This is a genomic window from Paenibacillus sp. Leaf72 (assembly GCF_001422685.1).
Lineage (GTDB): Bacteria > Bacillota > Bacilli > Paenibacillales > Paenibacillaceae > Pristimantibacillus.
In genome coordinates this window covers 1,675,212-1,697,216 of the sequence record NZ_LMLV01000001.1, presented here as the reverse complement: position 1 = coordinate 1,697,216, position 22,005 = coordinate 1,675,212, and the positions used below count along the sequence as shown (strand labels likewise).

The 22,005-nt window shown below is 47.2% G+C and carries 19 protein-coding genes and 1 pseudogene; 9 read left to right on the top strand and 11 right to left on the bottom strand.

Annotation, left to right across the window (positions count from 1 at the left end; genetic code table 11):
• Positions 1-60 precede the first annotated feature (60 nt).
• From ASF12_RS07245 to ASF12_RS07230, 4 genes are all read right to left on the bottom strand, one after another.
• Entirely contained in the window at positions 61-456 is a 396-nt protein-coding gene (locus ASF12_RS07245; RefSeq protein ID WP_056031490.1) for a hypothetical protein, read from the bottom strand.
• A 42-nt stretch (positions 457-498) separates the two neighbouring features.
• Complete coding sequence (locus tag ASF12_RS07240; protein ID WP_056031487.1) at positions 499-816, bottom strand: hypothetical protein; 318 nt, start codon at positions 814-816, stop codon at positions 499-501.
• On the bottom strand, positions 817-1,119 hold the full coding sequence (locus ASF12_RS07235; protein ID WP_056031484.1) for a hypothetical protein: 303 nt from the start codon (positions 1,117-1,119) through the stop codon (positions 817-819). It abuts the gene before it with no gap.
• Positions 1,120-1,232: 113 nt separating this feature from the next.
• A complete protein-coding gene (locus ASF12_RS07230) occupies positions 1,233-2,000 on the bottom strand; it encodes an MBL fold metallo-hydrolase (protein WP_056032973.1) in 768 nt (255 codons plus the stop codon).
• 103 nt (positions 2,001-2,103) lie between these two features.
• On the opposite strand from ASF12_RS07230, the pseudogene ASF12_RS36505 reads away from it, so the two are divergent.
• Positions 2,104-2,763: pseudogene (locus tag ASF12_RS36505) on the top strand (TetR/AcrR family transcriptional regulator).
• Positions 2,764-2,946: 183 nt separating this feature from the next.
• Here the strand turns inward: ASF12_RS36505 and ASF12_RS07220 are convergent.
• From ASF12_RS07220 to ASF12_RS07210, 3 genes are all read right to left on the bottom strand, one after another.
• Positions 2,947-4,293 carry an Ig-like domain-containing protein gene (locus ASF12_RS07220; protein WP_056031481.1) on the bottom strand — a complete coding sequence of 449 codons (1,347 nt, stop codon included), beginning with the start codon at positions 4,291-4,293 and terminating at the stop codon, positions 2,947-2,949.
• Positions 4,294-4,519: 226 nt separating this feature from the next.
• A complete protein-coding gene (locus ASF12_RS07215) occupies positions 4,520-4,828 on the bottom strand; it encodes a hypothetical protein (protein WP_056031478.1) in 309 nt (102 codons plus the stop codon).
• Between the two features lie 35 nt (positions 4,829-4,863).
• The gene (locus tag ASF12_RS07210) at positions 4,864-6,060 is read right to left on the bottom strand and encodes an MFS transporter (protein ID WP_056032971.1); all 1,197 of its coding nucleotides are present in this window, start codon (positions 6,058-6,060) and stop codon (positions 4,864-4,866) included.
• 214 nt (positions 6,061-6,274) lie between these two features.
• Between ASF12_RS07210 and ASF12_RS07205 the strand changes: the two genes are divergently transcribed.
• Positions 6,275-8,245 (top strand): AraC family transcriptional regulator, encoded by a 1,971-nt coding sequence (locus ASF12_RS07205; RefSeq protein ID WP_056031475.1) that lies wholly within the window; start codon positions 6,275-6,277, stop codon positions 8,243-8,245.
• Positions 8,246-8,275: 30 nt separating this feature from the next.
• Entirely contained in the window at positions 8,276-8,845 is a 570-nt protein-coding gene (locus ASF12_RS07200) for a nitroreductase family protein (RefSeq protein WP_056031472.1), read from the top strand.
• A gap of 62 nt (positions 8,846-8,907) precedes the next feature.
• Here the strand turns inward: ASF12_RS07200 and ASF12_RS07195 are convergent, their stop codons facing one another.
• Both ASF12_RS07195 and ASF12_RS07190 read right to left on the bottom strand, forming a co-directional pair.
• The gene (locus ASF12_RS07195; protein WP_056031469.1) at positions 8,908-9,477 is read right to left on the bottom strand and encodes a hypothetical protein; all 570 of its coding nucleotides are present in this window, start codon (positions 9,475-9,477) and stop codon (positions 8,908-8,910) included.
• 129 nt (positions 9,478-9,606) lie between these two features.
• Positions 9,607-10,548, bottom strand: coding sequence for a metallophosphoesterase family protein (locus ASF12_RS07190; protein ID WP_056031465.1), 942 nt, complete (start codon positions 10,546-10,548; stop codon positions 9,607-9,609).
• 292 nt (positions 10,549-10,840) lie between these two features.
• Between ASF12_RS07190 and ASF12_RS07185 the strand changes: the two genes are divergently transcribed.
• The 4 genes from ASF12_RS07185 to ASF12_RS07170 all read left to right on the top strand — a co-directional run bounded on the left by ASF12_RS07185 (position 10,841) and on the right by ASF12_RS07170 (position 16,778).
• Positions 10,841-12,985, top strand: coding sequence for a pectate lyase family protein (locus ASF12_RS07185; RefSeq protein ID WP_056031462.1), 2,145 nt, complete (start codon positions 10,841-10,843; stop codon positions 12,983-12,985).
• Between the two features lie 156 nt (positions 12,986-13,141).
• Positions 13,142-14,788 carry a helix-turn-helix domain-containing protein gene (locus ASF12_RS07180; protein ID WP_056031460.1) on the top strand — a complete coding sequence of 549 codons (1,647 nt, stop codon included), beginning with the start codon at positions 13,142-13,144 and terminating at the stop codon, positions 14,786-14,788.
• 219 nt (positions 14,789-15,007) lie between these two features.
• Positions 15,008-16,027: an ABC transporter substrate-binding protein gene (locus ASF12_RS07175; protein WP_056031457.1), complete on the top strand. Its 1,020-nt coding sequence runs from the start codon at positions 15,008-15,010 to the stop codon at positions 16,025-16,027.
• A gap of 4 nt (positions 16,028-16,031) precedes the next feature.
• The gene (locus tag ASF12_RS07170) at positions 16,032-16,778 is read left to right on the top strand and encodes a (2Fe-2S)-binding protein (RefSeq protein WP_056031454.1); all 747 of its coding nucleotides are present in this window, start codon (positions 16,032-16,034) and stop codon (positions 16,776-16,778) included.
• 155 nt (positions 16,779-16,933) lie between these two features.
• Here ASF12_RS07170 and ASF12_RS07165 read toward each other — a convergent pair whose 3' ends face one another.
• Complete coding sequence (locus tag ASF12_RS07165; RefSeq protein ID WP_056031451.1) at positions 16,934-17,872, bottom strand: ABC transporter substrate-binding protein; 939 nt, start codon at positions 17,870-17,872, stop codon at positions 16,934-16,936.
• A complete protein-coding gene (locus ASF12_RS07160) occupies positions 17,862-18,914 on the bottom strand; it encodes a helix-turn-helix transcriptional regulator (RefSeq protein ID WP_056031448.1) in 1,053 nt (350 codons plus the stop codon). The genes ASF12_RS07165 and ASF12_RS07160 overlap by 11 nt, the downstream gene beginning before the upstream one ends.
• A gap of 194 nt (positions 18,915-19,108) precedes the next feature.
• On the opposite strand from ASF12_RS07160, the gene ASF12_RS07155 reads away from it, so the two are divergent.
• Positions 19,109-21,193 carry a pectate lyase family protein gene (locus tag ASF12_RS07155; protein ID WP_056031445.1) on the top strand — a complete coding sequence of 695 codons (2,085 nt, stop codon included), beginning with the start codon at positions 19,109-19,111 and terminating at the stop codon, positions 21,191-21,193.
• A gap of 142 nt (positions 21,194-21,335) precedes the next feature.
• Positions 21,336-21,908, top strand: a complete 573-nt coding sequence (locus ASF12_RS07150; protein ID WP_056031443.1) for a TetR/AcrR family transcriptional regulator — start codon at positions 21,336-21,338, stop codon at positions 21,906-21,908.
• Positions 21,909-22,005 lie beyond the last annotated feature (97 nt).

Sequence of the window (22,005 nt, the reverse complement as noted above, 5' to 3'; positions counted from 1 at the left end):
TACTTATTGATTAGATCGTCTTATGGGAGAACGGGAAATGGAAAGCAGAGATCATTACTTCTACAAATTTCCATAAACGACAATTTCATCAGCCTGCACCAGCACCTCGCGAACCCAAGCAGTGAATGAATGGATAAAGGCAAGCTGGCCCGGGTCTTCTAAAGATAGGGCATCAAGCTCCTGCACAACCTGTTCCCAGACTGCCTTTGGTAGCGGATTACCCCAGCAAGGATCGAAAGCTGCATAAATCTCGCCTGTGCGTATATCGGCAAGCGGGTATTTTTGCTGAATATACGGCAGCATATCGCTGAAATCTTCCTCATAAATAAAAATCCGATTATTGGCTGGTTCTGCATCCTCATAACGAACGGGGCTAAAGGAATAGCCGATGCCATTTTTAGGCCCGTTGTAACGATATTTCATGGTGCGGATCGTTTCCGCCTGCTTTTTGCTCATGGCTCCTTCGGCCCCCATATCCTAGTTTTATAGATTTCCCGCTTATTTGCCACTCATTTCATTTAAAGCATCAGGATAAATAATGGTGTCAAAAATAGTTCCCGTACCCTCATCCTGAATGTTAATGGTGACCTTGAGCTCTTCGGGAGATACGCCTGCAAGTGCTTGATAAGACATTGCCGCCGCTCCAATGCCAAAATTCGCAATTGCATCTAAGCTGTTTTTGTAAGCTTTTTGATCCACGATAAATGTAAACTCTGAGAAAGCTTTGTTATGCTTGACACCCTTAATAAATGCCAAATAGTTCCCGCTTTTTAGATCCTCTATCGCTTGCAGCATGCCTTTTCCTGCTTTTTTCATTCATTCCTTATGAGCAGCTTGCGACATTCTAAAAGTGACGGAACCGTCCGTATTTGTAGTAATTTCGTCAATCCCAATCTTTTTCGCATCAGCCGTTATACTGTCCATATCCTGGTCTTTGAGTATGGAAGCTGGCATCGTAAATTCGGTCTGTAGCAGCCTGTTATCGACCTCGATGGATTGTGATTGCTCGTTTGTGTCCGCAGCTTCAGCTTGTTGATGATTTGTAGAAGCTTGGGAACATCCGGCAAGTGACAAGCACACGATTAGTGCAGCCGCTCCCCAAATATGTATTTTCTTCAAAAAGGTACCCCCAACTTTATTCGGTTAATGTAAATCCTTGGTATTATACCATAAAGCTGAGGTAGAGAAGAGTTCTACTAGATTTATGCAGGCTGAGTGGAGCGCATGAAAAGCTAGAATGCAATGACCTCTCCATCCTCAGGAATAAACGCTTCATTTTCCAAGCCTCGCTCCTTCAGGAAGATTCTAAGCTGCTGGCGCTTGAGTGTACAATGGCTAATGGCATCCATGTGAACAGCGACGAGCTTCGTAGCTGGCGAAACCTTGCGAATACGCAGGATATCTTCCGCTGTCATCGTAATAGTCGTCCCCAATAGCAGCTGTGCGCGTGCGGTATGCAAAATCGCAATTTCCGGATGGTTCTCCCTAAATGTCTCTTCAATCGCAGGCGTATAGACGCAGTCACTGACCAAATAAATAGAACCATCCGCTGCTGTACTTAGGATGAATCCGGATACAGGGCCAAGCAGTCTGGTAAAAATACCTTGGGCATGCTGTCCTTTGATCCGTTTCAGCTGGATGCCGCACCATTCCAACGAGTTGTCGATGGCTTGTACGTTGAGGAAGCCGGCGGTCTGCAAGAAGGTCTGATCTTCCGGCTGGCAAAAGACGGGGGTTCGCTTGTTTAACACCGAGATCGCTTTTTTATCCATATGATCAAAATGTCGATGGGTTAACAATACAGCGTCCATGTCCTCAAAAAAAGGGAGGGGAACGGGCAGCGGGGTTAGCGGATTTCTGCGTAATGTCCAAGTGAAAGGAACAGGCGGAAGCTCGCGGGCGTCACTTAACATCGGATCCACAAGTATTTTTTTACCGTTTATCGTAACGACCAATGTGGCGTGGCGAATATGTTGGATTGAAATTGTAATAGGAAGCACCTCCAAATAATACCGATTGGTCCGTTTTCAAATTAACATACTTTTGGAGTGCCATCAAGCTCCTATTCCTCTTGCGTTACGATGCGAATCTGCATCTAAGAAGATGAACACGGCAGAAGAGTATGCTATTTTAAGACCAATCGGTACATTTCTGGAAAGAGGGCTGCATATGCGCAAGGGACAAATGACGAAAGAACATATTATTCGCCAGTTAGCAGGCCTATTTAATACGAAGGGGTATGCGGGCACGTCGTTGTCGGAGATTATGGAGCGCTGCAATGTCCGCAAGGGCGGCATCTATAACCATTTTGAAAATAAGGATGAAATTGCGCTGGCTGCTTTTGATTATTCCTTTATGCAATTAAAGAGTTTGCTGATGGATGCTATCTCTAACAAAGCTTCCTCCACAGATCAACTGCTGGAAATATGCGATGTCTATGTAACGTTGATTGAACAGGATGCTTGTGAAGGCGGATGCCCCATTCTAAATACTGCGGTGGAAAATGACGACGGCCACCCGCTGCTCAAGCAATAGGCGCAGCTTGCCATGAAAGAGCTGATGACCGAGCTTGGGAATATCGTTAGGGAAGGGATGGGTAGACAAGAATTTCGCAGCGATCTGGATGTGGAAGCAGCATGCAGTGTAGTCATCGGGCTAATTGAAGGCGGAGTCATGATGAGTAAATTATTTGATGATGCTAAATATATTCGGCATTGTGCGGAGCAAGCGAAGGCTTATATAAAGGAACGAATCGTTGCTTAAATGTCTTCGTGACCTGTCTTCTTAACTTTTCACCCTCCCACCCCGTGAAGGCGGATTGCCACAAATTGAATAGGAATAGGAAGCTAATTTTCAAAAAAAAGAGCCAATGCCGCGTTTGACCGCGAGCATTGGCTTTAGTTCTATTATGCTTTTATCATACTTCTAACGACTCACATTTAATGTTTAATGAGGTTGATAAATCTGATAAGCAAAGTGGTAAAGCGTCGTTTCATTAGAGCTCAAAACCGCATTATTGGAGCTGAACTGGATCGGAATAATATCAAAGTAGTGGTAGGAAACCCAGTTATCATAGCCATAAAGTCCAACACCAGGCTGGATGCTGGAGATAGAGGCAGTGAATCCTCCGCTGGAATTAGTAGTGGTAGTCGCCGTATAAAGCAGATTGTTCAGAACCGTTCTGATGCTCACGGTAATAGGGACATTAGCAGCTGCATTTCCGCTTGAATCTCTAGCTGAACCCGTCACGGTAATATAGTTTTGGATGCGATACTTATTCCCATACCCATAGGTCATATAACCTGAAACGTTAGGGTCGGAGGTAATGTTCGATACCGTGACTGCCGCAGCCGCATTGCTCACGCTGAAGGTGTAAGGCTGCGAAGCATTAAACGAAGATGTGCTTAATACTCTAAAATAATAAGTGCCGGCACTCATGTTGTAGGTTCCACTTGTATTTTGGTTAATGGTAGCCAGCTGATTTAAATTCTGGTTGTAGATGTTAACCTGATAGTTTGTGCCAGCCGCTGGATTGTTAAAAGATATCGTGTACTGCTTAGCTGTGCTGACCGTGAATTTGATCCAGTCCTCGTCAAAAGCGTTGTCGATGGTCTGGCTGACGGTGAAGGCGCTTGTTTTTGCTTTGGCATACACAAAGTTGTCATCAGGCTCGGCACTGTCATAAACAGAGGATTGAACGACTGTAAAATAGAACGGATTGCTTGCATCATAGCCTGCCACCGTATTGACGGCCAAATAATAGATGCCCGCTGGAGCGATCCGGCTTACTTGCTCGTCCATTTGCGGACCATAAACCGAATAATGCTCCTCTACCAATTGCAAGGTATCTAAATCTAAGCGGAATAAGTGCAAATCATAATCGACAGCTGCGGATTGCACCGTTTGTAAAAAAGCGGTCAGTTTGCTAGGCGCAGTCGTTTGAAAGTTAAACCACTTCTGCCCGCCAGCTTGGTCAATATAATCAAAATAGACTTGGCCCGTATTGATCGTATAGGCGTTGCCAGGATCGGTATTGTATACCGCCTGAGTGACGGAGTCGAGGGAGCGCTGTTGCAGGCTTTGTGTCGAACTAGAGATGTCTGAAGGTGCAGGCAACGCTTCTGTAAGGTCAAGCTTGCTGCTTTCCGGAATGTCGAAGGATGGCAATTGTGTGCTGCTGGTTGTCAGACTTACCTCGGGAATGGCCTGGGCATTCGCGCTAGGTGTGAAGGAAAACCCGCCAAATACCGCCGTGACTAGTAGAGAAACCGCCAATAAAAGCCGCTTGAACATGGTAAACTCTCCTTTTTCTTCTAGTAGACTACGAATATAATCATTACATATTTATCTATTTTTTACAATTGTATCTTTGTGAACTTTTTGTCAAAATTTATATAAAGGACGAATGAAAATAGTGAAAATAGCGAGAATAGGCATAAAAAATAGCCCCGACATCCACGTTATTGTGGTCGTGAGGGCTATTTGTGTATGAAGTAAAAGTTTGGAGTTGGCTCGAAAACTACTCGTTTACGATGTCAGCGATCAGCTCGCTTGCAACCTCAATGAGCTTAGGAATGACCGCATCGTTCGTGCCGGAAACGTAAATATCGCCCTCATAATGCCGGAAGGGGATCGAAGCTTCTCCGCAGCTCCACATAAAGAAATCGCCTTCTATAGACATCGTGGTAGCGCCTTTTACAGTAAACACCGATGTATATGAAAAATCAGGCTTCGACGCAAAATATTGTTTGCATTCTTCCAAAGAAATCGTCAGCGCCGACGAGTTGTTATTTTGCAGGGCTCTTGTAATGCGATAGCGTTTGCTCATTGAAATACCTCCAATTTAAAATGTTGAATGTTTTTTTATTTGATTGTTTTGCGTTCCGACATATAAGTTGCAAGCCCCAGCACCAGCGCCAGTCCCACAAGTACAGCTCCAACCCATGGCAGTGCGTTTAAGGACAGATGAGTGATGACCCAGCCGCCAATAAAGGCGCCCACAGCATTGCCGAGATTGCCGGCGGAGTGGCTCGAGGTCGAGGCGAGAGCAGGAGCGGCTTTGGCAAGGCTCATAATTCGAACCTGCAGCCCCGGCATAACCGCGAAGGAACCGGCTCCCCAGAGAAAAATCGTCACGACGGCCGCCACTGGACTATGAATCGTAAAGGTTAGGATAGCCAAAATGACGGATATGGCCACATAAAGCCCTAAAATGGCGGGCATCAGCTTCCAGTCGGCAAGCTTCCCGCCGACAATGTTGCCGAGCGTTACGCCGCAGCCGAAAAGAACTAAAATCCACGTTACGCTGTGCTCAGCAAAGCCCGTAACCTGCGTAAGCAGCGGCGTAATATAAGTGAAGACGGCGAATAGTCCGGAATTGCCGAGCGCGCATATTAGCAGGAATACAAGGAGCTTCGGTCTTGCAAGAGCGGCAAGCTGTTGAACGATGCTTGCTGTTTGTTCCTGCTTGATTTTTGGAATGAAAACCAATATGCCTGCCAAGGCGATGACGCCCATGATGGCAATGGCTCCGAATGAGGCTCGCCAGCCCATATTTTGTCCGATAAAGGTACCGAGGGGAACGCCAATAATATTGGCAATCGTCAGTCCGGCCATCATAATCGATACGGCCCCGGCCCGTTTGTTCGGCGGTACAAGATTAGAAGCGATCACGGCTCCGACCCCGAAAAAAGTACCGTGCGTCAACGCGGTAATGACCCGTGCGCCCATCAGGACGGCATAGCTTGGGGCAAAGACCGAAATGACATTGCCGACAATAAATAAAACCATCAGCAGACATAACAGCCGCTTTTGCGGAATCTGCTGGGTGAGCATAGTCAATATCGGGGCACCGATAGCTACCCCAAGGGCATACATCGTAATCAGCTGTCCGGCAGCCGAGATGCTGACATGCAAATCTGTTGCGACATTAGGCAGAAGCCCCATGATGACAAACTCCGTCATGCCGATGGCAAAAGCACCAACCGTAAGAGAGAGAATCGAGACCGGGAACGGTTCCTTGGCTGCCCGTTTCTGGCTTAAACGTTGAGATAACTCCATGATGTAAATGACAACCTTTCTGCTGTGCAAAATAAATCTCTAATCGTTACGGTATGTATCCAAGCAATTAGACCTATTTCCTCATTATTTAGGTTTTTGAGTGTAATATCAAGCTATTTATAAATGGTGTTAAATAAATTTATATTGTAGATGAGAATTATTATCGATAAAATAAAGAAGCACACAGATCAGGTTTTTATCGGAAGGTGAAACGATGGATATAGAGCAGCATGTTAGGCTGTGGAATCAGGCTTCTATTAAAATATTAGATATACGGCATCACGTTATGCGCACGGGGGAGCAAGTGAAGGGCTACCGGCTGCCAGCCAGCGGTTTTTTATATACAGCAAGAGGCAGTGCCCAAGTTGCACTGGACGGAAAATTCTATGAAGTGAACAAGCTGCAGGTGCTGCATGGCGGAAAGGGCATAGGTCTGGATATTTCCGGGGTCGAGGACTGCTTTGAATATTATATGATTTATTATCGGGCCAGCCTTCCGCTGCCCAGCAGCAGAGAGCTTCAAGCCTTACTGGAGCAGCAGCTCCCTTTTCACATTCAATATGCCTTCGTTCCTCATTATCCGATTGTTTTATACAACTATGTTACAAGCCTTAATCAAATGTGGAGACAGGCGGACGCCCTTTCAAAATTCCAAGTTAAAACCTTGTTTTATCAATTCGTCCACGAGCTGCTGCGGCAGCTGGATGCACAGGGCATTCCAACGATGAAGCCGAATATGGTGGCGCAGGCAATCCGCTATCTGAACGAGCGATATGCAGAGCCCATCATGGTGGATGGACTGGCAGAACTGCTGGATTGCAGTGCGGGGCATCTATCCAGAAGGTTTAAAAAAGAGACGGGAAGCAGTCTCATTGAATATTTGACCCGTATTCGAATCCATAAAGCGAGAGAACTCCTTTTGCATACCGATGCGTCGCTACAGGCGGTTGCGGAAAGCGTGGGTATTCCAGACGCGATGTATTTCAATCGTATTTTCAAAAAATATGTTGGCATTTCTCCGGGACGCTTTAAAACGAGCTATGTTCATTTGCCATCCGATCAGTATAATGCTACGGGCAGGTCAGAATCCTCCATTGTCAGGCGTACCTTTCGCCGTTATATTCATAATGGTGATAATCATTATCAATATAAACAAAAAGGGGACTCACGCATACCAATGAAACCGAAACAGTCGATTACGCTCCTTCTTATGCTTAGCCTTACCCTATTACTGTCAGCATGCTCCGGCACATCAAACACGACAGCTGCGAGTGGCAATGGAAACGGCAGCAATGCAGCGCAGCAAACGAACAGCGGGCAAGCAACCCAGCAGCCGTCCACGCAGGAGAAAGTCATTCAGCATGCATGGGGAGAAACGGTTATTAAAGGGGAGCCTCAAAATATTATTTCCTTATTTCCGGCCGCTACCGATTATTTGCTGGCGCTTGGCATCGTGCCGCAGGCGGCATCAAGCAATGAAGAAGGCAGCGATCAATTCCCGACCTATCTTGCTGATCGCCTGCAAGGGCAGAAAAATTTAGGCTGGCAGGTGGAGCCGAATTTTGAGAGCATTTTAGCCTTGGAGCCAGACCTGATTATTGGCCAAGACTTTATGGGCGAATCCTTTGCCAGCTTAAATAAAATTGCCCCTACCTTGTTTGCGGAGAAAGTGAAGGATGAGCAGGGCATCATTCGGATGAAGACGAGCCTGCTTAAGCTGGGCGACATGCTCGGAAGAACGGAGCAGGCGAAGCAGGTTATTGCGGATTACGAGAAGCTGGCTGCAGAGGGCAAAGAGAAAATCAAGCAAGCTATCGGCGATGACACGGTTATGTTTTTGCGCCTGTCTGATAAGGAAGTGCGCTATTATAGCAAACGGAACTATGAAGTTCTTTATGATGATCTAGGCTTGCAAGCGCCAGCTTCTATACCGGATCCAGCGGATTCCATGCAGGTGATCTCGCTGGAGAAGCTGCCGTCTATTGACCCGGACCACATCTTCTTATTGTCATCCGATCCTGCGGAAACGACGGAGATGCAGAAGACTGAAGTGTGGAAAAGCTTGAAGGCTGTTCAAAATAACCATGTCTATTTGGTGGACTATGGCCTATGGTTTCAAGGTCCTGGCGGCCCAATCGGCCAAACGAAAATTATTGAAGAAACGGTTCAATTTCTTACCCAATAAAGGGCGGTGAGCAGAGGAGGAAGATGCGAGATGGCAATATCGGCAATTGAGCAGCTCATTCGCGAAAGAAGAACGATACGTCAATTTAACGATCGGACGTTGGCGAAGGAAACGGTCATTGCTCTGTTGGATGCGGCTGTATGGGCTCCGGTTCATTCACGCAAGGAGCCTTGGCGATTCATTTTGTTCATGGGAGCTGGAAGGCAGCAGTTTTCAGATGCGGTGCTGCATACGTTCTCGGAGGACGAGCGGGAAAAATGGGGACAGAAGCTGCAGCTTGATTATTGCGAACGCATGCAGGCCCATTTGCTCATCGTCATAGAGGCTGACGCTAGACAGCGGGAATGGGAGGATGCTGTTGGTGCAGGCTCCGCGCTTATTCAAAATATCCAGCTGCTGGCGTGGGAGCAGGGAATCGGTGTCGTATGGAAGACGAATGAATATAATTTCGACCCGGATTTTTGCAGGCTTACGGGCGTAAAGCCAGGCGAACGAATTATTGGCACGCTGCATCTTGGTTATTTTGATCCCGATAAGAAGCCTAAACCTCGGCCTCGTACACCTGTTGAGGAACTGCTAACCTGCATTACAGGGGAATAGAAGAAAATTCAGTTCAGCTTTCGAAAAAAAGGAAGGGATCCCGACTTCTTCCGGGATCCCTTCTATGCGGTGCGGAACGAGCCTGCCGCGGCCATGCTGTTCTGACAGCCCACATATGAATTCAGATGTCCATGATACACCAATTCCAGCTTGGGCGTATGCTGGAGATCGCCAGGCGTTACGAGCAGCGGCGACTTGTCGATCAGAATCATCCCGCTTTGCTGGAACATCGTCGCCACGAATTGTGAGCAGAAGTATGAATTTTTGCGCTCCCATTCGATATTGAACAGAATGCCTAACATGCCGACCAAATTGTAGCTATACAAATCTTGATTTTGCTCAAAATGCTGAACCTGATTTCTCAGATTAGCATAAACTACCGGGCTCACCGTGCATCGATAAAGGGCGCACATCGACTCGCCAAAAAACTCGCTGCTCACGTCTTCCCGGACGAATCCGCCGAAGAACGGATTGTTCGGATTTTTCCTGCCGAAGCTGTACACTTCGCGCAGGTCCGAATCAAAAGCGATCGAAGCGTGATTCAGCGGATCCTTCGTAAACGTTCGGATAATCCTTGTGAAGAGGGTTCCCGTATCTGTCAGAAGCACATAAATCTCTTTTTCTATACTCATCCCACATGACCCCCACATTAAAGATCTTTTGTCTGCTATTAACTTTAATACAGGAGAGCATGCTGCGGAACCTTCTGAGGTAATAGATGATCCCCGACCATTGTCTAGTTTCATTAGCGGCATGCGTGATTACACTCGCCTCCACACATGTTCCGGAAGGTGTTCTGGCTGATTGATAATGACTGAACCGTCATCTAATCTGAGCCAGGATTGAACATGCTGCTCACCTTCCGTGAGCTGGATTATTCTTGCACCGCGTGCAAACCCTTCTTTACCATAGCTGTTATAGCCGGTTGCCCGTCCGTAATAAAGATTTATGCTGTGCAGCTCACCCCAAAAATCGTTAATATGGTCATGACCAACGAACACGCCCCGTACATCATTCATTTCAAGAAAAGCAGTAAAAAGCCCCGAATTTACTTTTGGACATCCCATTCCCTCGTAATTATGTCCGTAGCAGCGGTGATAATTCCACACTTCATTGTATTCAGGCAAAGGAATATGGAAAAAGGCGAGTGACGGCAGTGGAAGCCCATTATTTTGCCCAGTTAGTCGCTGGGATTGTTGCTGATACCAACTAATTTGACGAGGAGTAATCCATTCATAGCCTCCTATTGGATGAGTGGAGTGGCTCCCAGAGTCTAATAAATACAAGGCGGCAGCAGGGCTTGTGCTATTTTTTGAACCAATTTCAAGCACACAGTTTCCATATCGATTATCAAGCTCAGGCCCTTTTTTTGTTAAACAAAAAGGAAATCTTTGTTGTAGGGAAATCAACTCCTCCTTCGAGCATCCTTGCTCAGCATCGTGATTTCCGAAGACGGCTGCCCATGGTATACTAAGCTCTTCCGCGATTTTAATCGCATCCATATAAGACTCCTTGGGGCTTATACATTCTTCACTGTGGATCACATCGCCTGTAAAAATAACGAGCTCAGGCATTTCAGCTTGAAGTATGTTTTTCATCAGCGAATACGTCTGTAAATCTGCCTGTTCTCCATTTTTCCAATGCAAATCGGTGAATTGGACGATTGTAAAAGTACCGTCATCCTGAAATTTTAATTTTGTCATCCTTACCCCCACATAGATGCAGCCATTTTAATACTTCATGTTTTATTAAAGGTTATATCTTCGCGATATTCCTTGTTTTTCCTGCTACAACTAATGAAGAGACACGTAACTATCAAGAAGGCAAAAAATCATATGTGAATGAATTAATGAGTAGGGCAGCTCAGTGGGATAGTCGCCAAAGCCGGGGATGAAATAAATTCCCTTATTTTGGGTCTTATAGACTATTTAAATATTTCCAAAATTTCCGATATTTATATAGGTTATAAATCTACTATCGGAAAGAGGAGTAAGAATGAAATTGGATTATTTTTTTAAGAGGAATGTGATTTTGGCTTTGTGTGCAGCGCTTGTGCTTTCGCTTTGCTATGTTTATCCGGCAAAGGCAGCTGCACTAATGGAAGACACTTTTGATGCAGGTGCTGGCAATTGGACACCTTCTAGCGGAAGCTGGTCTGTCGTTAATGAGAAAGGCAATAAAGCTTATTTCCAGTCTGGCACAAGCGAAGGGCGTGCGGTTGCTGGCAGTCAGTCATGGAGCGATTATTCGGTTGAGGCTGACGTACAGGCTGTCGATTTTAATGGATCGACGAGAATCTATGTGGCGGGCCGTTATATAGATGGCAATAACTTTTATGCAGCATCGCTGTACAACAGCAACGGTGGTGCGCTGGAAATTAGAAAGAAAGTGAATGGTTCGACAACGACGTTGGCTAGCAAAGCGGGTTATGCTTTAGAGACTGGCGTATGGTATAAGGTAAAGCTCGAAATGAGCGGAACGACAATCAACATGTATGTAGACGGCAAGCTGGAGCTGTCAGCTGCCGATACCAGCCTGGCGGCGGGTGCCGCGGGACTCGTTACGTTCAAGTCCATCGCCAAGTTCGATAATGTGAAGATTGCAGATAGCTCGCCAGATGCAACGCTGCCATCAACCGAGCCGACTGTGGCGCCAACACCAGTATCGACGCCTGCTCCGACAGCAGTGCCGTCAACCGAGCCATCGACTAAACCGTCAATTGAACCAACGGCGACACCGTCTTCAACCCCATCGGTTGAACCGACGCCTGTGCCAACGATCGTTCCTTCACCGCCAGCAGGGAAGGCAGGCCAGTACAATTTGGCAGGCTTTGCGCAGGGCAGCACGGGTGGGGGCATGATTTCAGAAACAGATTCCCGTTATATGAAAGTGTATGATGCCAAGGATCTTGCTCTTGCGCTAAAGAAAGGGTCGGGATATAAGGTCATTGAAATTATGAACGATCTTGACTTAGGGTGGAATGAGATTCCGAAAGAGGCCCAAGTATCGCCTTTCGCTGCTCATAATAGCGCATTAACGCACCCGGTTTTAATGGAAACGGGAATCAGCAAGGTGACGGTCGATGATTTCAACGATTTGACGATCTTCTCGGCGAATGGGGCAACGATTAAGCATGCCGCTTTTACCTTCAAAAGAAGCACGAATGTCATCATTCGCAATCTTGTATTTGACGAGCTGTGGGAATGGGATGAAGCGACGAAAGGCAATTACGATAAAAATGACTGGGACTATATAACGGTGGAAAACAGCAGCAACGTATGGATTGACCACTGTACGTTCCACAAAGCTTATGACGGTCTTGTCGATGTGAAAAAAGGCAGCACGGGCGTCACGATTTCCTGGTCCTCCTTCCTAGCTGATGACCAAAGTGCTAACAGCTGGGTCACCAAGCAAATCAATGTAATGGAGGCGAATAAATCGGATTATCCGATGTACGCTTTTTTAAGAAGCAGCTCGGTTGGGTTAAGCAAGGATGATATTATTGCCATTGCATCCAGCCAAAAGAAGGGCCATCTGATTGGGGCTACTGAATTCGCCAGCGATAACGCTGCGCTTGAAGTGACGCTGCATCACAACTATTATCAAGACGTGCAGGATCGGATGCCGCGCCTGCGTGGCGGTAATGTCCATGTCTATAACATCGTGATGGACAGCGCAGGAGCAAGAAGCTCCAAAAAACGGCTGACCTCGTCCATGGAGAAGGCGATTTCCGGCAAAGGCTATCATTTTGGAATTACAAGCAACGGTGCGATTTCGACCGAGGGTGGGGCTGTGCTCGTTGAGAAATCTGTAATCATTGATGTCACGTATCCGCTTCGCAATAATCAGGCAGATGCAGGCGATTCCACCTATACGGGAAAAATTGCGGCACTCGACACGATCTATACTCTCGATGGAGCAACCTTCAGAGGGGACAGCAGTTCTGCCAAAAGCCCGCTTTCACCTGTGCCGGCAGCTACTAAGCCTTTTGCTTGGAACGGACTTAAGTCGCTTCCATATAGCTACACTCCAGATGACCCAGCCACTTTAAAAGCAAGACTTGTCGCAGCTGACGGTTCGGGTGCAGGCAAGCTTTCGTGGTCTAAAGTGAATTGGCTCCAAACGAGCTATAAGTCTTAAGTCAGGAATAAGGCTGTCGCCAACTGCGGATATTTAACCTGCGGCTTGGCGGCAGCTTTCTTTTTTTTACCCGCAGGGGAGGGTTGTATTTCTTATCGCTGCTCGTTCCTATAAAATAATAAGCATAAAGCGGAAGAGAAAAAGGTGGCGAGCAGGATGTCCGATCATGAATACGCTTCGCAAGCGGGCGAATATGAGCGGCTGGACAACATGTGGTTCAAGCTTAGAGCGGTCGAAAAAAACGATAGCAGCTCGGGAAGCTGGTCGTTCCGGCTGCAATTCATCGAATCGCATATGCTGCTGCTTGCTGCATCCGGCAGAGGCTGGATTACTGTAGACGGGCGGTATTCGGTGCTAAGGGCAGGCAGTGCCTTTGTTTGTATGCCGGGTCAACTAATCGAGGCATTTCTAGACGTTTCGGGCGAGCGTGGACTTTATGCTGTGCGCTTTGATGTGTTTGAGCAGTCCGAATCGTCGGAGCGGCAAACGCAGAACGAGCGGCAGCCCCAAAATCTGCGGTTTCCCGTCGAAGGAGAAGTCATGGTAACCTCCATGATTGAATGGAGTGCACTTTGCGAGGCTATGGGCCATACGATAAAAAGCGACAATCGCTTGCAGCGATTGCGTGGTCAAATTCAATTTTATGAGCTGCTGTACAGCCTGCTGCGAGATGGCAAGCGCGTATTGGACACGGAGTCCGAGGCCGCAATGGAGCGTGCCAAGTTATATATCGAGCAGCATTACCGCGAGGAGCTGACCATTGAGCTATTGGCGAGGGAGGCTGGCATCAGCTCACGGCATTTTATCCGGCTGTTTAAGCAAACCTATGGTTGGAGTGCCATTGAATATTTGGCAAGATATCGCATTAGGCAAGCCCAGGAGCTGATGAAGCCCGACTCGGAATACCAGCTTAAAGATATCGCCAGCTATGTCGGCTATCAGGATGAGCTTTATTTTCGGCGCAAATTTAAAAAAATAACGGGCACGCCGCCTGCTGCATATATGAAAAATGCTAAAAAAAGAATCGTAGCCTATCATGCCAACATGATCGGACATTTGCTGGCGCTGCATATTACGCCTCATGCGGCTCCAGCCGATCATCCATGGACCGAATATTACCGTCGAAAATACGACACCCATTCGGTTCTGCCCTTAGCGCAGGATGATGATGTGAAAATAGAGCAGATACGCAGTACGAACCCGGACTACATCATCGGGCTTAAAGAATTTACGAGCGCGGCAGCAGAGAAGAAGCTGGAAGAGCTAGCGTCAACTTATTTGATGCCATGGCTGGAGCATGATTGGCGAATGCAGCTAAGATTGCTTGCCCAGTGGCTGGACAAGTCCTCAGAAGCGGAAGCCTGGCTCGATCAGTACGAACGAAAAACACGTGCTGTGCGGGAGCAAGTGAAGAAGGTATGGGGCAACGATCGTCTGCTCATTGCCCGAATATCGGGGCATGCGATTAACATTTTGGGCAGCAGAAGCTTGGGCGAGGTGTTTTATGACGATCTCCAAATTGCGCCAGCGGCAGGCATTATGCTAGATCAGCCCGAGCAGCAATGGACACGGGATGAGCTGATGCATACGGATGCGGATAGGCTTCTGCTCATTGTAGATGACGATGCAAAGGCGCAAGCAGCCTGGCAGGAGCTGCGGCAATCAGCGGCGTGGGGGCAGCTGAAGGCAGTCAGAAATAGGCGAATCGACCAGCTTCCTTCTTATCCATGGACCGAATATACAGCGTTTACGCAAGATTTGGTTTTGGACGAGGTGTTAAAGCTTTGGCGTAATCGTGCATAAAATGTTGGCGAGATCGTCGATAGGCGAGGAGGAAAGTATCCGTTATACTCCTAACAGTGATATTGATTCTCATCTTTAAAAATATAGGAAAGGATATGATTTTTCCATCCTTTCCTATATTTCAACGCGAAACGCTAGCTTTGCCGCCAGAGGACAGCGACAGCCGTTTACGCTTGATGAGAAATGAGATATATCGACCGCTCAGGAGGGTACAGAAAAATGAAACAATCGAAGACAGCATTATCGCTAATCATGATCGCGCTGGTGGCGCTTGTGATGGCTGCATGCTCGGGGAACAATGGACAAGGAAATACGACAGCAACAGCTTCACCATCAGTATCGCCAGAGGCGAGCAATTCGTCCAGCGAGCCAAGTGCCACGGCAGCGGATAGCGTCCGTACGGTAGCCAGCGAGAAGGGCGAAATTACGATTCCGGCAAATCCCAGCCGAGTGATTGGGCTTTCCGTTGTGTATCCGGAATTTCTGCAAGCTTTGGGCGTTACGCCAATTGCCGTGCAAAATTATCACCCGGAGTTTCCGTCTTATTTGGAGGATGCATTCAAAAATACAATAAAAATGGGTATCGCCACGACGCCTGATTTTGAAAAAATATTAGCCGCTGCGCCTGATCTGATTATCACGCCGGTATGGTGGTCGGACAAAGACTACGATCAGCTTACGAAGATTGCACCAACTGTATTGCTGCCGCAACGCGATGACTGGCGTGATGAGCTGAAGGATATTGCTGGCGTATTAGGCAAGCCCGAGGCTGCGGATAAGGTCATTCAAGATTTAGTTGATCATGAACAGGCAGCCAAAGAGAAGCTCGATACTCTCGTTGGGGACGAAACGGTCATGTATATGATGATTATGCCGGATGGCATTGTTCTTTATGGCGAAAATATTGACCGTGGCAGCTTTGTTCATAAGACGCTGGGGCTTAAAGCGGTTGAGAATTTCCCTCAGAGTGAGCTTTCCATTACCATATCGCTGGAGAAATTGCCGGAATACAATCCGGACCATATTATTTTGCAGATGAATGATGATAGCAATGAAACCATCCAGAATTATTACAAAGAAATCCAAAGCAGCTCATTGTGGAAAAACATGACGGCCGTGAAGAAAAATCAGGTGTACCTGGTAGGCGGAGAGGAATGGTTTAATCTGGGTATGTCCCCTCTGGCGAACCGTTTTGCGATTGATGCCGTTCTACAGATTTTTGAAAATAAAGGCCAATAGAGGTATGTCTTTATCTGAGAAGTTTTTTGTTACTTCGGTGGCAGCAGAAAACACGATATTGAGCTTTACGCTGGTGGAGCTGAGCGAGAAGCAAAATGCCGAGCTGCTGCTCCGAACATACGCCCCGATGATTGGAACAGAGGACATGCGCGTAGCAGCAGCTTTTTTTTGCAGCTGGTATGCAGGCGTTTGTGGAGCCATGCATAGCATGCTGGGCACCGCAGATCGTAGAGCCTCAGCCTTGCGAATGACGAATATGTCGGTGCAGCTCAGCCGAATAGATGGAATGCCGCTCTTTTCCTTTCACATTCATGAGGGCTGGCGTGAGACTATTCCCGCCGAGATTCCTGCCGAGGCGCCTGCTGAAAATGCTCAAGCCGCGCTTCCTATTTTCTACCGAGATGAAGTGAGGCCCATTATTGCTGCACTTTCGCAGGCATCACAAACCCCTGCTGCCTTGCTGTGGAAGCAGATTTATAATGCACTCTATGACTATATGGAAGATGAAGCTATGGAGGCAGCCGGTGAGGAAAGCCAGGCAGCAGTACGCGAGCGTTTCAGGCGCTGGGCCTGGGACATGGAGCCGGAAATTTTCGGGCTGCGCCGCAATCCTTTTCGCATGACGCCGAAATTCATGGCACATCCGACTGAACCCGATCAGATGATGTTTGTGAAGGCGACCTGCTGCCTGGCTTATCGGCTCGCAGCGTTTCGTGGCTATTGCGGCAATTGTCCGATTGTTCAAAGATAGAGAATAAGACTATTTTGCTTAAATAGCGTGGTATTAAACAGAGAAGAAGGTCTGCAACCCCCGCATGAATGGGAGGGCGCAGACCTTCTTTTATTAGGCGTCACAAGCAATGGGGGATGGATAGTGTTCCGATTATGCTTGCAATACCTTCAAATTTATTGAGCCAACAGCTTGGGAAGCTCGTCCAGCAGCATATCAATAGTCAGCATATCTTCGTAATTCCACTTTGTTTCGACAAAAGTGACTTTTCCGCTCTTGACGGCAGGGAGCGATTTCCAAAGGGATGTTTCCAGCAGTTCAGCAAAGGAGGCTTCCGCATCTTCATTGTGTGGATACAAGATGAATAGGCGGTCTCCGATGAGCATGTCGTGCATGAGTTCTTTTGAAACCTCAATATAGGGAGAGCCCGCGGTCGGTTCAAGCTCCTTTACCCGCTCGGACATTTGGTAGCCTGATTGCTGATACAATAAAGAGGCAAGACCGCCGGTTTTCATCAAATACATATCTTTGCTCCAATAATAAATTAACACGACCGCTGTTTCGCCTTCAGTAAGCTTTCCTGCCTTATGCAGCTCACTCCACATGTTCTCAGCTTTAGCATTATAATCGGCAAGCAGCTGCTTGGCCTCGGCTTGTTTACCGACGATTTCTCCAATGATGGGGAGGCGCTCGGCTAATGGCAGGCTTTGATCAAAAACGACGGTCGGCGATATTTTTGATACTTCTTCGTACTGTTTATCTAAAACATAACCGAGCATCGTCAGATCGGGAGCCAAGTCTACAAGAGCTTCAAAATTGGTTGGAAAACCAATATCCTGCGCCTTTGTCTGTTCTTTGTCCAAATAGACGGATTCATCAATAAATCGGCGATCAACGCCGATGGGCTGAATGCCTAGCGCCAGCAGATCGCCGATTGAATTGCCTTGGAGTACAACGCGCTCTGGACTTTCGGGAAGCTGTACCTCATGCCCCTGACTGTCTGTATATACGCTTGGAGCAGGTTCAGCATTCGTTTGGCTTGCAGCCGGACTATTGTTCTGCGTCTGAGTGGAAGCAGCAGGGCTGGTGCTGGAAGCTATGGAATTAGCAGCCACTGCCGCTGGAGCAGGCGCTGAGCATTAAGGCTAGACATAACAGCACGGTCGCTCCCATGGAGGCTTTGGTTCCTTTGTACATCGTGAAATCCCCTTCTTCGACATATTGATAATCCTTATCATGTTCCATATCAATATAACGTCGAAACCCCCGTGCTGCATCAGACAATCTAAGCATAAGGGTAGGACGATCTGCTTCTTGCTGGCTGCTGCCAGCCCGTGCTTTGAAGCTTCCGGGTGTTACACCGGTCGTTTTTTTGAAGATACGAATGAAATAAGATAAATCTGGATATCCCACACTGCTGGAAATTTCTTGGAGCGAAGCTTCCGAATGAAGCAGCAGCTCCTTCGCCTTATCCACACGAGTTAGAATTAGAAAATCAATTAAGCTGTAGCCAGTCTTATTTTTAAACTGCTTGGAGACATATGGGGCGCTATAATTCAACAATTGGGCGATGGATGCGAGTGTAATAGGCGTGCTATAGCATTCACGAATATGTCGGATGACCTGCTCCACAAGGTCAGGCTTGACGGTCTGCTTGCCTTGCATTTGCAACTGCTGTTCCACCTCGTAGATGAACTGATAAAACAAGGCTTTGACATGAATTCGCTGTAGGGAATGAGTTTCATGCCACTGCTGCTGCATCGTCTTCACCAAATGAAGCAGCGCAACCGGATCATGGGGAGCGAATTCATATTGTTTATGAAAAGGACTGTCATTATCCGCAAGTTTTCGAATAAATGGAGCCGTTAGGAGCGGCAGCGAAGCTTTATAAAGAATGAGATAATATTCTAATGGTTCCTTAATTCCATCTATGTCCAAGAGGCTGCCCTTGCCGCTGTGCAGAATATGGAAACGGTCCGCCTGAAGCTCCTTCCCGTCAAGCCGAAATCGTGCCGTTCCGCGAACGATATATATAAAAGCGGGCGATGGAAGCCGGTAGGCATTTAACTGGCCTCCAACTCCTATAAGCTGATGGCGAATATCGTTCAGCCGGATGTGCGCATGATGCCACAGTAATAAATAGTCGTCATCCTTCAAAACAACGGCTCGCCTCCTTTCTATCAGGTATATAATTGATAACTATTATCAATTATAACACTTCCATGAATAGTAGTGGTGATCTGTTTGGCTGTTTTCTCCGATTTTATTAGGTCTTCGAGACTATTCAAATTTTACCATTAATTACTATAATTAGAATGTAATCTACTACAATATGGAAGGAGTATTTTGAGATGAATGATTTTATAAAGCGGCATTTGGTCTTCGTATTATGTTTAACGCTTGTCTTGTCAGCTGGGACAATCGGCTTTGTTTATCCGGCAAGCGCAGCGACGCTATTGGAGGACAGCTTTGATGGAGGAGCAGGCAATTGGACATCCACTAGCGGAAGCTGGTCCGTCGTTCAAGACAGCGGCAATGCGGTTTATTCCCAATCGGGCACAAGCGAAGGCCGAACTTCTGCTGGCAGCCAGACATGGACCGATTATGCGGTGGAGGCGGATGTAAAGATCGTTGATTTTAATGGATCGACTAGAACGTATGTTGCCGGCAGATACGTGGATGGCAATAATTTTTATGCAGCGTCCTTGTATAACAGCAGTGGAGGCACACTTGAAATTAGGAAAAAAGTAAGCGGTTCCACGACAACTATAGCGAGCAAAACGAATTTTGGCCTGGCAACGGGTGTGTGGTATAAGGTGAAGCTCGAATTGAGTGGAACGTCCATCAAGCTTTATGTAAACGGCCAGCTTGAGCTTTCGGCTACGGATTCCAGCTTGGCTGCGGGTGCAGCGGGTTTGGTAACTTTTAAATCTATTGCTAAGTTCGATAATGTAAGCGTTACCAACTCAGGCTCGGTGCCAACGACACCAACACCTTCGCCGACAGTGGCTTCAACCCCGACTCCGACGGTGCAGCCAACCCCGACTCCATCCACTAGCCCGACGACTGCTCCAACACCGACACCAACGCCTTCTCCAACATCTGGGCCGACCAGCGAATATCAACTAACTGGGTTTTCCGCAGGCAACACAGGGGGAGGCAGCATCGCCGAAACCGATTCCCAATATATAAAAGTTTATAATGCAACAGATCTAGCCGCTGCGCTAAAGAAAGGCTCAGGCTATAAGGTCGTCGAAATCATGAACGATCTCGATCTTGGCTGGAACGAAATTCCGGCGGCAGCGAAAGTCTCGCCGTTCGCCTCTCACAACAGCGCATTAACGCACCCGGTTCTACTTAATACGGGCGTTAGCAAAATTACAGTGGACGGTTTTACGGACCTGACGATTTTCTCCGCCAACGGCGCGAAGATCAAGCATGCTGCTTTTACCTTCAAGAGAAGCACGAATGTCATCATTCGCAATCTCGAATTTGATGAGCTGTGGGAATGGGATGAAGCAACCAAGGGAGATTACGACAAAAACGACTGGGATTATATCACAATCGAAGAAAGCAGCAAGTTTTGGATCGACCACTGTACGTTCCACAAAGCATATGACGGACTGGTCGATGTGAAAAAAGGAAGCAATGGCGTCACCATTTCATGGTCCTCCTTCTTAGGCGATGACGGCAGTACAGGCAGCTGGGTCACCCAGCAAATCAATGCGCTGGAAGCGAATCAGTCGGCTTATCCAATGTATGCTTTTTTAAGAAGCAGTGCAGTAGGACTGAGCAAGGATGACATTATCGCGGTTGCTGCCAGCCAGAAGAAAGGGCATCTGGTGGGCTCAACCGAATTTGCCAGCGATAATGCAGCGCTTGAAGTGACGCTGCATCACAACTATTATCAGGATCAGCAGGACCGGATGCCTCGCCTGCGGGCTGGAAACGTCCATGCCTACAACATCGTTATGGACAGCGCAGGCGCTTGGAGTGCCAGATCACGGATTACTTCGGCGATGGAGACAGCCATTTCCGGCAATGGTTATCATTTTGGCGTAACGAGCAATGGAGCGATTTCCACAGAAAATGGTGCTGTGCTGATTGAGAAATCAGTCATTATTGATGTTTATTACCCGCTTCGCAATAATCAGAAGGATGCCAGTCTTCCTGACTATACGGGGAAAATCGCGGCTATAGACACGATCTATTCGCTGGATGGAACAACCTTTAGAGGAAATAGCGATACAGCGGGAAGCCCGCTTTCTCCAGTTCCAGCAGCGATCAAGCCTTTTTCCTGGAACGGATTCACAACGCTTCCTTATAGCTATACAGCTGATGATCCAGCGGCATTGAAAGCAAGGCTCGTGGCTGCAAATGGCGCGGGTGCGGGCAAGCTGTCGTGGGCTAAAGTGAACTGGCTGCAAACGAGCTAGGCATCCTGCTTTGGCAGCAGTTGCTGTAATAGGCTTGGAGGAAAGAGCAAAGGGGACTATAATCGCCTTTGCTCTTTCTTATGTTTATTTCAGTTTGCCAATCGTTCACTTAAATGTATAATGATTATTCGAGGTGATGACGATGGCAAGATCCAAGGAATTTGAAATCAATGAAGTATTAGATAAAGCCATACAGCTATTTTGGGCACAAGGGTACGAGAAAACTTCAATGAATGAACTGGTTAACTTTATGGGCATTCATCGTAGAAGTATTTATGATACATTTGGGGATAAGCATGCCTTGTTTATAAAAGCTCTCGAACGATATGAAGCTAAGCAAACGAATAGAATGAAATTTTTGGTTGAAAAGCGAACGCCGGTAAAGGAAATCATTCGGGAGTTGTTTGAAGCGACAATAAAAAATGAAGGGGAACCTCTTGGGTGTTTTCTCGTGAATTCAGGCGTGGAACTGGGCGTGTTGGATCCAGAAGTTGCATCCCTGGTGGATGAGAGTTATTCACGGACTGAGGAATTGTTAACTAACCTTGTTCTGGTGGGCCAGCAATCGGGTGAGATCAAGGCTGACCTTGAACCTGAAATGATTTCTCATTATTTAATGAATGCGTGGTTGGGGCTGCGTACGCTGGTCAAGACAACATCGGATCAACAAAAATTCAACAATATTATTGCTATGACACTGTCCGTTTTAGATTAAAAGGGTCATGCCAACATGATGGGCAAAAGGAGTGACCTAAATGGAAGCTGGTTTGTTTCTGTGATACAAGTTCCCACTTGTCCCTCTAGTGCAAGAA